The 13,714-nt window shown below is 70.5% G+C and carries 16 protein-coding genes and 1 tRNA gene; 9 read left to right on the top strand and 8 right to left on the bottom strand.

All coding sequences use genetic code 11. The features are described from left to right. Window positions 1-11: 11 nt before the first annotated feature. The 4 genes from ACWDR7_RS09445 to ACWDR7_RS09430 form a co-directional block, all read right to left on the bottom strand. Window positions 12-287, bottom strand: a complete 276-nt coding sequence (locus ACWDR7_RS09445; RefSeq protein WP_449854659.1) for a hypothetical protein — start codon at window positions 285-287, stop codon at window positions 12-14. A gap of 294 nt (window positions 288-581) precedes the next feature. Continuing rightward, the gene (locus tag ACWDR7_RS09440; protein WP_449854658.1) at window positions 582-1,103 is read right to left on the bottom strand and encodes a Pycsar system effector family protein; all 522 of its coding nucleotides are present in this window, start codon (window positions 1,101-1,103) and stop codon (window positions 582-584) included. Then, window positions 1,096-2,043 (bottom strand): adenylate/guanylate cyclase domain-containing protein, encoded by a 948-nt coding sequence (locus ACWDR7_RS09435; RefSeq protein ID WP_449854657.1) that lies wholly within the window; start codon window positions 2,041-2,043, stop codon window positions 1,096-1,098. The genes ACWDR7_RS09440 and ACWDR7_RS09435 overlap by 8 nt, the downstream gene beginning before the upstream one ends. 167 nt (window positions 2,044-2,210) lie before the next feature. Next, window positions 2,211-3,581, bottom strand: coding sequence for a glucose-6-phosphate dehydrogenase (locus ACWDR7_RS09430; RefSeq protein ID WP_449854656.1), 1,371 nt, complete (start codon window positions 3,579-3,581; stop codon window positions 2,211-2,213). A gap of 124 nt (window positions 3,582-3,705) precedes the next feature. Between ACWDR7_RS09430 and ACWDR7_RS09425 the strand changes: the two genes are divergently transcribed. Beyond that, the gene (locus tag ACWDR7_RS09425) at window positions 3,706-4,698 is read left to right on the top strand and encodes a DMT family transporter (RefSeq protein WP_449854655.1); all 993 of its coding nucleotides are present in this window, start codon (window positions 3,706-3,708) and stop codon (window positions 4,696-4,698) included. Here ACWDR7_RS09425 and ACWDR7_RS09420 read toward each other — a convergent pair. Both ACWDR7_RS09420 and msrB read right to left on the bottom strand, forming a co-directional pair. Further along, complete coding sequence (locus ACWDR7_RS09420) at window positions 4,679-5,242, bottom strand: nitroreductase family protein (protein ID WP_449854654.1); 564 nt, start codon at window positions 5,240-5,242, stop codon at window positions 4,679-4,681. The two genes, ACWDR7_RS09425 and ACWDR7_RS09420, sit on opposite strands and share 20 nt — an antisense overlap. After that, on the bottom strand, window positions 5,239-5,640 hold the full coding sequence (gene msrB / locus ACWDR7_RS09415; RefSeq protein WP_449854653.1) for a peptide-methionine (R)-S-oxide reductase MsrB: 402 nt from the start codon (window positions 5,638-5,640) through the stop codon (window positions 5,239-5,241). Before msrB ends, ACWDR7_RS09420 begins: the two co-directional genes overlap by 4 nt. A 56-nt stretch (window positions 5,641-5,696) precedes the next feature. On the opposite strand from msrB, the gene ACWDR7_RS09410 reads away from it, so the two are divergent. The 5 genes from ACWDR7_RS09410 to groL all read left to right on the top strand — a co-directional run bounded on the left by ACWDR7_RS09410 (window position 5,697) and on the right by groL (window position 9,704). Beyond that, window positions 5,697-6,698 (top strand): DUF2332 family protein, encoded by a 1,002-nt coding sequence (locus tag ACWDR7_RS09410; protein ID WP_449854652.1) that lies wholly within the window; start codon window positions 5,697-5,699, stop codon window positions 6,696-6,698. A gap of 60 nt (window positions 6,699-6,758) precedes the next feature. Further along, on the top strand, window positions 6,759-6,998 hold the full coding sequence (locus tag ACWDR7_RS09405; RefSeq protein ID WP_449854651.1) for a DUF3263 domain-containing protein: 240 nt from the start codon (window positions 6,759-6,761) through the stop codon (window positions 6,996-6,998). A 62-nt stretch (window positions 6,999-7,060) separates the two neighbouring features. Further along, window positions 7,061-7,600 carry a LytR C-terminal domain-containing protein gene (locus ACWDR7_RS09400; RefSeq protein WP_449854650.1) on the top strand — a complete coding sequence of 180 codons (540 nt, stop codon included), beginning with the start codon at window positions 7,061-7,063 and terminating at the stop codon, window positions 7,598-7,600. A gap of 107 nt (window positions 7,601-7,707) precedes the next feature. After that, complete coding sequence (locus ACWDR7_RS09395) at window positions 7,708-7,911, top strand: cold-shock protein (RefSeq protein ID WP_449854649.1); 204 nt, start codon at window positions 7,708-7,710, stop codon at window positions 7,909-7,911. A 173-nt stretch (window positions 7,912-8,084) separates the two neighbouring features. Beyond that, a complete protein-coding gene (gene groL / locus ACWDR7_RS09390) occupies window positions 8,085-9,704 on the top strand; it encodes a chaperonin GroEL (protein ID WP_449854648.1) in 1,620 nt (539 codons plus the stop codon). Window positions 9,705-9,869: 165 nt separating this feature from the next. Here the strand turns inward: groL and ACWDR7_RS09385 are convergent, their stop codons facing one another. Further along, entirely contained in the window at window positions 9,870-10,157 is a 288-nt protein-coding gene (locus ACWDR7_RS09385; protein ID WP_449854647.1) for a WXG100 family type VII secretion target, read from the bottom strand. A gap of 236 nt (window positions 10,158-10,393) precedes the next feature. Here ACWDR7_RS09385 and ACWDR7_RS09380 point away from each other — a divergent pair, with 236 nt between their 5' ends. Both ACWDR7_RS09380 and galE read left to right on the top strand, forming a co-directional pair. Then, a complete protein-coding gene (locus ACWDR7_RS09380) occupies window positions 10,394-11,053 on the top strand; it encodes a thymidine kinase (RefSeq protein ID WP_449854646.1) in 660 nt (219 codons plus the stop codon). Between the two features lie 39 nt (window positions 11,054-11,092). Continuing rightward, window positions 11,093-12,112, top strand: coding sequence for a UDP-glucose 4-epimerase GalE (gene galE, locus ACWDR7_RS09375; RefSeq protein ID WP_449854645.1), 1,020 nt, complete (start codon window positions 11,093-11,095; stop codon window positions 12,110-12,112). Window positions 12,113-12,150: 38 nt separating this feature from the next. Here galE and ACWDR7_RS09370 read toward each other — a convergent pair whose 3' ends face one another. Beyond that, window positions 12,151-12,924, bottom strand: a complete 774-nt coding sequence (locus ACWDR7_RS09370; RefSeq protein ID WP_449854644.1) for an HAD-IIB family hydrolase — start codon at window positions 12,922-12,924, stop codon at window positions 12,151-12,153. 87 nt (window positions 12,925-13,011) lie between these two features. On the opposite strand from ACWDR7_RS09370, the gene ACWDR7_RS09365 reads away from it, so the two are divergent. Beyond that, window positions 13,012-13,085, top strand: a tRNA-Pro gene (locus ACWDR7_RS09365). The last annotated feature ends 629 nt before the right edge of the window (window positions 13,086-13,714 follow it).

The raw sequence follows: 13,714 nt of genomic DNA, 5'->3' as shown, positions 1-13,714 counted from the left end.
CCTTGAACTCCTCAGTGAACTTCCTGCGATTCGTAGACATCTCTGCCTGTCGTTCCTTCCTGGTAACGACCGTCTACAAGAAGTGTCACACCCCACTCGTCGTATTCGTACGACCAGTGCGAACGGGTGTTGGCGAACAGCAGGCGGTCGTTGGTGGCCGCGAACCAGACGGACGGGGCGAGGAAACCACCGGTGTTCTGCAGAACGCCCCGCGTCGACGCCAGCACAGTCTCGCCTGGGAGGAGGTGATGCTCGAGCGATGCGCGCAAACGGGCGTCTGAGACCATGTGCTGAATATAGCGGCGCGAACGTAGTTTCTATCGGCACGTAGCGGCCCGCTCGGGCGCAGTGCGGCGCTGGGGCACTGCTCTGCGCGGTCCGCTGATCCCGTTACGGCAGCCCGGCATCCAGTCAAGATCGACCAGGACAGCGGTCCGGTGCTGCCCGCAATGCACGCAACGTGTCCAAAGCATGTAGAGCACTCCTTGCAATGCACCCGCGACTACGCTCGCCTTCGCGTTCGAGGCTGGGTGGTCTTCGACTCGAAGCGCGCCCGCGAGAAGGGCGTCGGCCCACAGATGTCAGACCCCGATGAGGGTCGCGAACAGCAGACTCGCGGCGCCGACGGCAGCCAGCCACATGCCGATCTTGATCCAGCGGTATTTCCTCCTGGCGATGCGGGCCGTGATTGGCACCTGGTCGTTCAGGAGGTCAGCGAGTGTGAGATGGCCGTTCCCGCTGGTGCGCTTGGTGTCACCGAAGAACGCCGGACCGTACGGCTTCGTGCCGCGCTTGCGCTTGGTGCTCGGGTAGATGGACACGGCCAGGGCAACAATCGACGCGAGCCCGACGAGGGCCCCGAACCACCAGGCGAACCCGGCAAGTGGTGGCAGAATCGCGGGGGTCCAGTCCCCAGCGATGAGCGCGGCCAGCACAGCACCGGCGACAATTCCCTCGGCGGCGAGGAGGGTGGAGGCTTTCGAGTCAGCCCGGCCGATCTCTTCGCGATTGGTTGCAAGAATCGCACGCAACGCCTCTACGTCAAAAGCTGCGGCGAGACCCTCGACTGCCCCTTCTGGGCCGGCAGGCTCGGTGTTAGCCACGGATGCCTCCAGGGCGCAGCGCTTCCCTGGCCTCGATGCGGTAACCCTCACGAGCTTTTGCCGCTCCGATCGCCTCGACCGAGCCGCTCGCGAGAAGGTTCCGTTTGCTGCGTTCCTGGTAAGCGATCTCGGTGCGGCGCCGTTCGCCGGCGAGGATTGTATTCAGGAACTGTTCGCCGTGGACATCGCACCAGTTGCTGCTCACCATCTGGCCGAATTTCTCGTCGTCCGGGATCTTGTCGATCGTCGCCGACGACCACAACATCTGTGGTCCGTTCTCGCTAGGCAAGCCATCATCGCAGCCGCATGAGAACGTGAGGTAGTCGTTGTCCTCGATCATGTCCCAGACGCTGCCGGTGACGAGGATTCGTCCGGGGACGGTCTGCTGCGCCGCTTTTGCAGCGTAGTTGACGGGCCGGCCGGCCCACACCGGCTCCTGGAAGTTCAGCTTTCTGGGCAGTCCGACGCGCTTGGCGAGTACGGGACCGCTGGCGACACCGACCTTGAACCCAGTGTCCGGAGCCTCAGGCCACTTGCTCCTGAGCTGCTCGGTGAAGTCGTCGGAGAACGTGCGGATAGTGATCGCCGCGCACAGGGCACGTTCGTAGGGGAGTCGTCCCCAGAACAGCCCGAAGCCACCGTCGCCCTGGATATCGACGAAGTCCGCCCCGATGCCGGTCAGAACCTTGACGACGCCGCTGACGCCTGCGTCGTAGATGCTGGCTGTGCTCGCTGGTGTGCGTCCTTTCTCGAGGTTCGTGGAAGATTTCAGATCGAACACGACCGCAACTACGTCACTCAACCTGTGCCAGGTCGGGCCAATCGGAAGCTTTTCGACGTCAAACGAGCCATCCTTGTCGACGACGGCAGGTTGCCTACTGAATGTTTCGGTGGTGCGAGCGTGCAGCGATTCCAGCAGTCCGAATAGTTCCACGACCATGTGCCCTCCCGTTCCCTGCCGTATCCCGGCACTCGATCATAGAGTCGGGTGCCGACATCTTCGGGGGGTAAGGAGGGCAGGACGTGGGTGACGACAAGACGTGGGACAGCGCGAGGGTCACCTGGACAGGAGGAGGGGTACGTCCGGCGCTCCCGCAGTCGGCACCGTCAGTCCCTGCTCGAGTCGGTGTCCCAGCCGGGGCCGGCTGAGCCCGCCGGGTACTCCTCGAGGGGCACGCGGCCGTCGCGCCAGGCCTTCAGGATCGGCTCGACGATCCGCCACGACTCCTCGGCCACGTCGCCGCGCACCGACAGCAGGGGGTCGCCGTCGAGGATGCCCTTGAGCACCTGGCCGTAGGGGAGCAGGTCGCCGGGCTTCTTCTCGGTCTCGAGCACGCTCTGCTCGAGCGTGAACGCGTCGCCGCTGCCGTTCATCGTCACCGCCAGCGCGACGTCGCCGGTCATGAGGTCCATCGTGATCTCGTCCGGGCGCGGCGTGCCCGTCAGGCCCTCGATCGGCTCGACGGGGCGCATCCGCACCGTCACGGTCGTGCGGTCCGCGGCGATCGCCTTGCCCGAGCGGAGGACGAAGGGCACGCCGCGCCACCGGGGCGTGTCGATCTCGCACGTGATCTGGGCGAGCGTCTCGGTCTCGCGGCTCGCGTCGACGCCCTCCTCGTCGGCGTACGACGGCAGCTCGCGCGATCCGACCTTCCCGGCGGTGTACCGCGCCCGCCGGCTGTCGGCGACCGGATCCGCGACGCGCGTGCTGCGCAGCACCTGCGCGATGTTCGAGCGCAGCTCTACCTCGTCCAGGCGGGGGATCGGCTCCATCGCGACGAGCGCCATCACCTCCAGCAGGTGGCTCTGCAGCATGTCGATGAGTGCGCCGGCCGCGTCGTAGTAGCCGCCGCGGCCCTCGAGGCCCAGCGTCTCGTCGAAGACGATCTCCACCCGCTCCACGCTCTCGCGCTGCCAGGCGCCCTCGAACATCCGGTTCGCGAAGCGCATGCCGAGGATGTTCAGCACCATCGACATGCCGAGGAAGTGGTCGATGCGGTAGATCTGCGTCTCCGGCACGAGCTGCGCCAGCAGCCGGTTGAGCCGGCGGGCGGAGGCCTGGTCCGTGCCGAACGGCTTCTCGAGCGCGAGCCTCGTGTCATCGGGCAGATCGACCTCGCGCAGCGCCTCGCAGGCGGAGATCGTCACGCTCGGCGGCAGCGCGAAGTAGATCACGGGGGTGTGGCGGCACTCCGCGAGCACGCGCCGCAGATCGTCGGCGCTCGTCGCGTCGGCGCGGATGTAGGTGGCCGACTCGAGGATGTCGGGCGGGCCGTCGCCGCCGCCCTCGACCTTCGCGAAGCTGTCGGCGATCAGCCGGCGCCAGTCGTCGTCGCTGCTCTCGCCGGTGCTCGCGCCGATCACCTGCACCTCGTAGTCGTGGCGCACCAGCAGGCTCGCCAGTCCCGGCAGCAGCAGCCGCTCGGTCAGATCGCCCCCGGCTCCCAGGATCACCATGCTCGCGCTCGGCCCGCCCATGCCCCGAGGCTAACCGCCGCCCGGTGCGCGCGTCGAGGGGTTGCCGGGGCGAGGGCCGAGGGGTTGCCGGGGCGAGGGTCGCCGACGCGGCAGGCGGGGCGGGATGCGGGCGTAGGCTTGATCGGTGACCGTCGCTCCTCCCGCCGCCCGCTCCTGGATGCCGGCGGTGCTCGCGATCGGAGGCGCCGTCGCGGTCGGCATGCTCGCCGCCCTGCAGGCGCGCATCAACGCGCAGCTGGGCGTCGCGCTCGACGACGGACTCGTCGCCGCCGTCATCTCCTTCGGCAGCGGGCTGGCGATCCTGCTCGTGCTCAGCGCGCTGCTGCCCGCCGGGCGCGCGGGCATCCGCTCGCTCCTCGCGGCCGTCCGATCGGGCGCCGCGCCGTGGTGGATGCTCATCGGCGGCGCCGCCGGCGCCCTCACCGTCGCGACGCAGGGCCTCACGGTCGCGATCATCGGCGTCTCGCTGTTCACGGTCGGCATGGTCGCGGGGCAGACGCTCATCGGGATCGTCGTGGACCGCATCGGCTACGGGCCCGCGGGCGTCACGGCGGTGACGATGCCGCGCGTGATCGGCGCGGCGCTCGCCCTCGTGGCCGTCGCGTTCTCGCTCGGCGGCGACGCGGTCTCGCGCGCCCCGCTGTGGATGCTCGTGCTGCCGCTGCTCGTGGGATTCGCCGTGGCATGGCAGCAGGCGACGAACGGCCGGCTGCGCGCGGCGGTCGGCTCGGCGCTCGCGGCCACGACCGTGAACTTCGTCGGGGGCACGGCGGTGCTGGCCGTGGCCGCCCTCGTGCACGTCGGGGTGGTGGGCGCCCCGGAGCCGCTGCCCGCCGCGCCGTGGCTCTATCTCGGCGGCGCGATCGGCTGCGTGTACATCTTCATGAGCGCCGCGCTCGTCGCGCGCACGGGGGTGCTGCTGTTCGGGCTCGCCTCGGTGCTGGGCCAGCTGCTGGGATCGGTCGTGCTCGACGCGATCTGGCCGCCCGAGGCGCCCGCCGCGGCGTGGCAGTCCGCCACGACCGTCGCGCTCGCGTCGATCGGCGTCGTGACCGCGGCGGTGCGCTGGCGCCGGCGCCACGCGGCCGGCGCGCCGGCTACTCCGGCAGCCGAGTGAGGAACGCCTCGGCGTCGATCGTCTTGCGGTGGCCGCCGCGCTCGCCCTCGGGCTTGCCGCCCACGTAGAGCCAGCCCAGCAGGCGCTCGTGCTTCTCGAGGCGATGCGCCTTCGCCACGGCCTTGCTGCGCGTGTAGTGGCCGGTGCGCCAGATGACGCCCCATCCGGCCTCGTCGAGCAGCAGGCTGAGCGTGTGGGCGACGCCGGAGGCCACGGCCTCCTGCTCCCACGCCGGCACCTTCTCGCTCGGGCGGATGCACGCGACGATCGCGATCAGCAGCGGCGCGCGCAGCGGCTTGGTCGAGGGCTCCCGCTCGTCCTGCGCCTTCGCGATCGCGCGGCCCAGTCGCTCGCGATCCGCGCCGCGCAGCTCGATGAGCCGCCACGGGCGCAGGCCGGAGTGATCCGCCACGCGCGAGGCCGCGGCCACGAGCTCCAGCAGCTCCGCGCGGGTGGGCGCCTCGTCCGTCACCTTGGAGTACGAGCGCCGGGCGCGCACCGCGTCGCGGGCGGGATGCGCCGAGTCGGCGCTGGCGGCGCTCACGACTCGGGCGTGAAGTCCAGGGCGATCGAGTTCATGCAGTAGCGGTCGCCGGTGGGGGTGCCGAAGCCGTCGGGGAAGACGTGCCCCAGGTGCGATCCGCACTTCGCGCAGCGCACCTCGGTGCGCACCATGCCGTGGCTCGTGTCCTCGAGCAGCTCCACGGCCTCGGGGCGCACCGACTCGTAGAAGCTCGGCCAGCCGCAGTGGGAGTCGAACTTCGTGCCGCTGACGAACAGCTCGTTGCCGCACGCCGCGCACGCGTAGATGCCCGCGCGCTCCTCATCCAGCAGCTCGCCCGTCCACGGGCGCTCGGTCGCCGCCCCGCGGAGCACCGCGTACTGCTCCTCGCCGAGCTCGGCGCGCCACTCGTCCTCGGACTTCTGCACTTCGTAGGCCATGCCTCAAGGGTACGCGGATCGGGGGTGCCGGGCGCGTGAGAGGCAGACTGTGACGCATGGATCCCGAGGTCGCCGCCGTGCAGGAGCGCTACGCCCGTTTCGCGCGGGATGAGGCCCCCGGCCGCAGCGCGCTGTACGCGCAGTGGGCGGCGGGCGTGGCCGCCGACGAGGCCGTGGCCGCGGTGCTCGCGCGGCTGGACCCGCCCCACCGCCAGCCGCCGCTCGTCTTCGCCGTGACGCGCATGCTCGGCGCCGCCGAGGGTGACTATGACGCGTGGGCGCGCTTCGTCCTCTCGCACGCGGATCGCGTGGTCGCCGAGTGCGCGACGCGCGGCATCCAGACGAACGAGCCGGGGCGGTGCGCGCCGCTGCTGTACGCGTTGCAGCGCGTACCGGGGCCGATCGCGCTGCTCGAGATCGGCGCGTCGGCCGGGCTGTGCCTCTACCCGGATCGCTACGCGTACCGCTTCCGCAGCGACGACGGATCGGTGCGCGAGGTGGGCAGCGGAGCCTCGGTCGTGCTCGACTGCGTGCTGCGCGGTGGGACGCCCGTGCCCGGGGCACTGCCGGAGATCGTGTGGCGGGCGGGCATCGACCCCGCGCCGCGCGATGCGGCCGACCCCGTCGACCGCGACTGGATGACCGGGCTCGTCTGGCCGGGCGAGCGCGGCAGGGCCGCGCGCATCGCGGCGGCCCTCGACATCGCGGCCGCCGACCCGCCCCTGCTCGTCGCGGGCGACGCCAGTGCGCCGGGCGCGCTCGAGGCGCTCGCGGCTCGGGCGCCCGCCGGCGCGACCCTCGTCGTGACGACCCCCGGCGTGCTGCCGCACGTGCCGCGCGCCGCGCGGGAGCGCCTCATCCGGCAGATCCGCGCGCTCGATGCCCGCTGGATCACGCTCGACGCTCCCGGCCTGCACGACGCGTGGACGCGCCGGCCCGATCCCGACGGCTGGGACGGGTTCGCGCTCGCTCTGGACGGGGAGATCCTCGCCGCCGCCGACCCGCTGGGCGCGTGGATCGAACGGCGCGCGATCCCGGAGGGCGCCCCGGCCGCCTGATCCGCGGGCCCGCCGGTGCGCCTCCCGGGCGATCCGAGCGCGCCGCCTAGCGTGGATGACGTGGCACTGACCGAGACCGACCGCGCGATCCTCGCCTTCGAGGCGGAGTGGACGAGGCATGCGGGTGCCAAGGAGGAGGCGATCCGCGCCACCCTCGGCATGACGCCCGCTCGCTACTACCAGCTGCTGGGTCGGCTCATCGACACCGCCGAGGCTCTCGAGCACGATCCGCTGCTCGTGAAGCGCCTGCGCCGCGTGCGCGACGAGCGGCTCGCGCGCCGCGCCGCCCTGCACGCCTGACGCGCGGAACCGGAGACCGCGGCACTCAGAACCGGCGTCGCGGCGCCGGGTAGCATCGTCGGGTGCCGAACGAGACGTACCCCCGTGATCGCTTCGACGACGTGCCGCGACAGCGCGACCGCGTCGGCGCGCACCGCGCGGAGAACCCGCGCCTGCGGGTGGGCGTGGCGCTGCTCTGGGCCGGTGTCAGCGCGGTCGTGCTCTTCTGCGTGGGGGTGGTGACGTTCCTCGCGCTGTCACAGCAGCAGCCGGACGTCGTGGCGGGCCCAGACCCCGTGCCCACGGTCGAAGCCGTCGTAGACCCCTCCTACCAGGTGCTCATCCTGAACGGGACGGCGTCGCAGGGCATCGAGGTGCGGGCCGAGGAGCAGCTCGTCGCGGCCGGCTGGAACGGCGACGACGTCTCGGCGAGCGCCTCCAGCGCGACGGACATCCCCGAGACCGTCGTGTACTACGCCGCGCCGGAGCACGAGGCGGCCGCGGCCGGCGTCGCGGAGGCGCTGGGCGGCGGACGCCTCGAGGAGAGCACCGCGTACGTCGCCGACGCGGAGACGAAGGTCGTCACGGTGGTGCTCGGCCTGGATCGTGTTTCCGCCGGGTAAACGTTCGGCATCGCGCATGTCAAACCTGCTCTGAACCCTCTCGCCCGCGTGTGGCGCGTGGCTACGCTGTCGCTGTCGATCCCCCGCAGCACCAGGAGAGTTCCAGCATGACCCAGGGCACCGTCAAGTGGTTCAACGCCGAGAAGGGGTACGGGTTCATCACCGTCGCCGACGGCAGCCAGGACGTCTTCGTCCACTACTCCAACATCGAGATGGGCGGTTTCCGCGTGCTCGAGGAGGGGCAGGCCGTCGAGTTCACCGTCGGAACCGGCCAGAAGGGCCCGCAGGCGGAGGCCGTCCGCCCCGTCTGACCCTCCCTCATCCCGCAACGCCCCGGACCCCTCGGTTCCGGGGCGTTCCCGCGCGCCGGGAGCCCGCGCCACGCGGCTTGCACTCCCTGGGGTCGAGTGCCAGAATGGCGTTAGCACTCGCAGGATTTGAGTGCTAAACCCATACGCCTACGTCCGGGAGGGACGACACACACATGGCAAAGATGATCGCTTTCGACGAGGAGGCCCGGCGCGGCCTCGAGCGCGGCCTCAACCAGCTGGCCGACGCCGTCAAGGTGACGCTCGGCCCGCGCGGTCGCAACGTCGTGCTCGAGAAGAAGTGGGGCGCTCCCACCATCACGAACGACGGCGTCTCGATCGCCAAGGAGATCGAGCTCGACGACCCGTACGAGAAGATCGGCGCGGAGCTCGTCAAGGAGGTCGCGAAGAAGACCGACGACGTCGCCGGTGACGGCACGACGACGGCGACCGTCCTCGCCCAGGCGCTCGTGCGCGAGGGCCTGCGCAACGTCGCGGCCGGTGCCGACCCGATCAGCCTGAAGCGCGGCATCGAGAAGGCCGTCAAGGCCGTCACGGACGAGCTGCTCGCGAACGCCAAGGAGGTCGAGTCGAAGGACCAGATCGCCGCCACCGCGTCGATCTCGGCCGCCGACCCGGAGATCGGCGCGCTCATCGCCGAGGCCATCGACAAGGTGGGCAAGGAGGGCGTCGTCACGGTCGAGGAGGCCCAGGCGTTCGGCACCGAGCTCGAGCTCACCGAGGGCATGCGCTTCGACAAGGGCTACCTGAACCCCTACTTCGTCACGGACCCGGAGCGCCAGGAGGCCGTCTTCGAGGACCCGTACATCCTCATCGCCAACCAGAAGATCTCGAACATCAAGGATCTGCTGCCGGTCGTCGACAAGGTGATCCAGTCGGGCAAGGAGCTCGTCATCATCGCCGAGGACGTCGAGGGCGAGGCCCTGGCCACGCTCGTGCTGAACAAGATCCGCGGCATCTTCAAGTCGGTCGCCGTGAAGGCCCCCGGCTTCGGCGACCGTCGCAAGGCCCAGCTGCAGGACATCGCGATCCTCACCGGCGGCCAGGTCATCACCGAGGAGGTCGGCCTCAAGCTCGAGAACACCGAGCTCGACCTGCTCGGCCGCGCGCGCAAGGTCATCGTCACGAAGGACGAGACGACCATCGTCGAGGGCGCGGGCGACGCGGGCCAGATCGAGGGCCGCGTGACCCAGATCCGTCGCGAGATCGAGAACACCGACAGCGACTACGACCGCGAGAAGCTGCAGGAGCGCCTCGCCAAGCTCGCCGGCGGCGTGGCCGTCATCAAGGCGGGTGCGGCCACCGAGGTGGAGCTCAAGGAGCGCAAGCACCGCATCGAGGACGCCGTGCGCAACGCGAAGGCGGCCGTCGAGGAGGGCATCGTCCCCGGTGGTGGCGTGGCCCTCATCCAGGCCGGCGCGACCGCGTTCGACAAGCTGCAGCTCCAGGGCGACGAGGCGACCGGTGCGGGCATCGTGCGCATCGCCATCGAGGCGCCGCTGAAGCAGATCGCGCTCAACGCCGGCCTCGAGCCGGGCGTCGTGGCCGCCAAGGTCGCCGAGCTCCCCGCCGGCCAGGGCCTCAACGCCGCCACGGGTGAGTACGTCGACATGTTCGGCGCGGGCATCATCGACCCGGCGAAGGTGACGCGCTCGGCGCTGCAGAACGCGGCGTCGATCGCCGGCCTGTTCCTCACCACCGAGGCCGTCGTCGCCGACAAGCCGGAGAAGAACCAGCCGGCGCCGGCCGACGCCGCGGGCGGCATGGACTTCTGATGCGACGGGACTCAATGCCGCGCAGCGGCGTTGAGTCCCGGCGGATCAACGCTGAGAGAAGGTGCCGCCAGGCGCCGGAGTCGAAGCGAGGTCCATCGGCTCGCCAGAGCTGACGTACACGAACGGCCCCTCCTCGGAGGGGCCGTTCGTCGTCTTCGGCGCGGGTCAGCGGAACATGGCCATCGCCGCGTGCTCGGTGTCGGCGTAGTGCGTGCCGGCGGCGCGCAGCGACTCGCCGAGCGCCGCGAGCGCCTGCTCCACCTGCGCCTGCACGGCGCGCCACTCCTCGGCGCTGGACTGGAAGGCCCCCGCGGCCATGCCGGTCCACGAGCCCTGCAGGTCGCGCAGCTGGGCCTGCAGGGTGGCGGTCTCTGCCTGCAGGCGGCCGACCGTGCCGCCGACGGCGGCGGCCTTCTCCATGACGATGTCGCTGTCGACGGTGTAGACGGGCATCCGATCCTCCTCGGGTCTTCGGTGATTCTGTGGGGCTCGTCGGTGGTGACGGGTCGGCATCGACGCTACGGGCGCGGGTCGCGACGCGGAGCGCGCGTGCCGGATCCGTGGACGGATGGCGCCCGACCGCCGCCTGTGGACGAGCCCGGTCGGTCGTCGCCGTGCACGCGGGGGAGTGAGCGCCTCCGCGGCGGCGGAGTGCCCGGCGGCGCGCCCCGCGCGCGTAGGCTTGTGCGGTGGCCAAACTGTACTTCCGATACGGCGCGATGAACTCCGGGAAGTCCACCGCGCTGCTGCAGGCGGCCTACAACTACGAGGAGCGCGGCCAGGCGGTGCTGCTGGCGAAGCCGGCGATCGACACGAAGGGCGCGGATCAGATCGAGTCTCGCCTGGGCGTGACGCGCACGGTCGACTTCCTGATCGCGCCGGACGCCGACGCGCGCGCCCTCTTCCGCACGCACCGCGAGCGGGTCCGCGCGGGGGTGGACGACGCGCTCATCCCCGGCCGCCCGCGTGACGTCGCGTGCCTCCTCGTGGACGAGGCGCAGTTCCTCACCTCGCCGCAGGTGGACGACCTGTTCCGCATCGCGGTGGAGGACGGCATCCCCGTCATGGCCTACGGGATCCGCACGGACTTCCGCACCGCCGCCTTCCCGGGATCCGCTCGCCTGCTGGAGATCGCGCACTCGCTGGAGGAGTTGAAGACGATCTGCCGCTGCGGACGCAAGGCGCTGTTCAACGGCCGCGTCGTGGGCGGGCGGTTCGTGTTCGACGGCGATCAGGTGGCGATCGACGCGGCCACGGCCGCCGTGCGCGACGACCACTTCGTCACCTACGAGTCGCTGTGCGGCGCCTGCTACCTGGAGGAGTCCGGGGGAGCGCTCGGCGCGCGCTGACGCGCGGGCGCACGCCGGCGACGGCCGTAGGCTGGGGGCATGCGAGTACTCCTTGCCGGCGGCGCCGGATACGTCGGGACCCACACTGCGATCGCCCTCCTCGAGGCCGGCCACGAGGCCGTGCTGCTCGACGACCTGACGAACACGAGCGGGATCGTCACGGACCGGATCCATCAGATCACGGGAAAGCGCGCACCGCTCGTGGCTGGCAGCGCCGCGCACGCGGACGACGTCGAGCGCGCCTTCGACGAACACGGTCCGTTCGACGCGATCATGCACTTCGCGGCCAAGAAGGCCGTGGGCGAGTCGGTGCAGAAGCCGCTGCTGTACTACCGCAACAACCTCGACACGACGTACACGCTCATGAAGGTGGGCCTCGAGCGCGGCATCACCTCGTTCATCTTCTCGAGCACCGGCACGGTCTACTCCGATCCGGCGGACCTGCCGTTCACCGAGGAGGCCACGCGCGACCTCGTGCACCTGTCGAACCCGTACTCGAAGTCGAAGCTCATGAACGAGGTCGTGCTCGCCGACGTGCAGCGCGTCAACCCCGAGCTGAACGTCACGCTGCTGCGCTACTTCAACCCGGTCGGCGCGCACGAGTCGGGCCTGGTGGGCGAGGACCCGAAGGGCATCCCCAACAACCTCATGCCGTTCGTGGCGCGCGTGGCCGTGGGATCGCTGCCCGAGATCAACGTGTACGGCAGCGATTACGACACCCCCGACGGCACGGGTCTGCGTGACTACATCCACGTGGTCGACCTGGCCGAGGGGCACGTCGCGGCGCTCGAGAAGGCGCAGCCCGGGCTGGTGGCCTACAACCTCGGCACGGGCAGGCCCGTGAGCGTGCTCGAGCTGATCGCCTCGTTCGAGAAGGCCGTGGGGCGCGAGCTGCCGAAGGTCATGGCCGAGCGCCGGGCGGGCGACCTCGCCGCCACCTACTGCGACCCGTCGAAGGCGCAGCGGGAGCTGGGCTGGGCGGCCACCCGCACGATCGACGACATGACGCGCGACGTGTGGAACTGGCAGCAGCGCAATCCGCGCGGCTACGACGGCTGACCCGTCGGGGCGGGCGCGGGACCCGGTGCCCCCCCGCGTCAGGCGCGCGGCGGCAGGGTCGGGATCAGGGCGTCCAGCTTGTCGGCGGTGTCCTGCCAGCCGGTGACCGAGACGCACGCGACCTCGCCCATCGCGAGCACGGGGTAGTCGTTGCCGTCCGGATCGAGGCGGTCGCCGTAGAAGAGCATGTCGGACAGCGCCACGCCGGTCTGCTCGGCGAGGCGGCGCATCCCGTATGCCTTGTCGATGCCCTTGCGCGTGATGTCGACCGACGTCGATCCGCCCGAGCGCACCTCCAGGTCGGGCACGCGGGCCGCGACGGCGTCGCGCAGGGCGGACTTCTTCGCGCCCGTCGGGTCCCACGCGCGCTTGGCGTCGACCGGCGCGGCCTGGCCGAGGGCCGAGAACGTGATCTGCGAGCCGCGATCCTCCAGGATCGGGCCCCACGTGTCGCTCTCCCAGTAGGCCAGGCGCCGGGCCTCCTCCTCGACGGCGACGAGCGCCCGCTGCTTCTCGTCCTCGGTGAGGTCCTGCGCGTACAGCACGGCGAAGTCGGTGCCGTCGTACCGGAAGTACTGCGTGCCGCAGGTCGGCAGCAGGTGGACGTGCTCGAGCGCGCCCGGCGCGTGCGGCAGGCGCTCGACCAGCTGCGAGCGGAACTGCCCGATCTGTCCGCCGGAGATCACGGCGACCTCGACGCGGTCTGCGAGCCGGATGAGCAGCTCGCCGATGCGCGCGTCGATGGGGCTCTTGGAGGGGGCCAGGGTGTCGTCGAGGTCGAAGGCGACGACCAGCGGGGTCTTCTCTGTCACCCCCCAAGCCTACGTGTCCGTTCGCGCCGGTTCGGGCACCGGTTCGTCGCAGCCCGCGGCATCAGGTAGACTTGCAGGGTTGCAAAACGGGGTGTGGCGCAGCTTGGTAGCGCGCTTCGTTCGGGACGAAGAGGCCGCAGGTTCAAATCCTGTCACCCCGACGGATACACGAGGAAGTCTCTCATCGGACGTCAGATAATGCCTGATGAGGGGCTTCTTCTTGCAACCTTGACTCTTGTGTTGAGGGTGAAGGACTCGTCGCCATCTCGGCAACAGTTCGGAGAGAAATACCTGGCTACGCCGTGAATTCAGGGTTCGTCTTGTTTTCTTTCCCGTGAGGTACCTTGTGGGAAGTCAACCAGGCGGATCGTCGTCGGGTTTCCCCGAGGTGCTTTCTGTCCAGGCGAGCAACAGCGCCTGCGCGAGAAGCTTCGCGTCGGGTTCGGGGCGGACGAGACTTCGGAGGCGGATCTCGTCTCGGCCGCGTCTGCCGCGCGTCGGCCCGCGCCGCGGGGACACGGGAGGCGCCGTTCGCCTGTCGTGATCGACGGCTTCCTGCGCGTCGAGGAACTCCTGGAAGGCGACGCTCGCTCGCCTCGGCAGGTCTCGATCGCGTGTGACGATTCGGCGGCGGTGTTCGGCCACGGCGCTCCTGCGCAGCGGCTTCGATGGGAGATAGAACGCGTGGAGTAGCCACTGCTTCGTCGGGGTCAGACGGGATAGCGCGGGCCCTCCTGTCGCCCAGTCGGAGCATAGAAGCAGGCGCCTTTCCCAGTAGGTGTCGTCATCG

The organism is Microbacterium sp. NPDC003461 (assembly GCF_053588335.1).
This window is presented reverse-complemented; position numbering and strand designations above follow the sequence as displayed.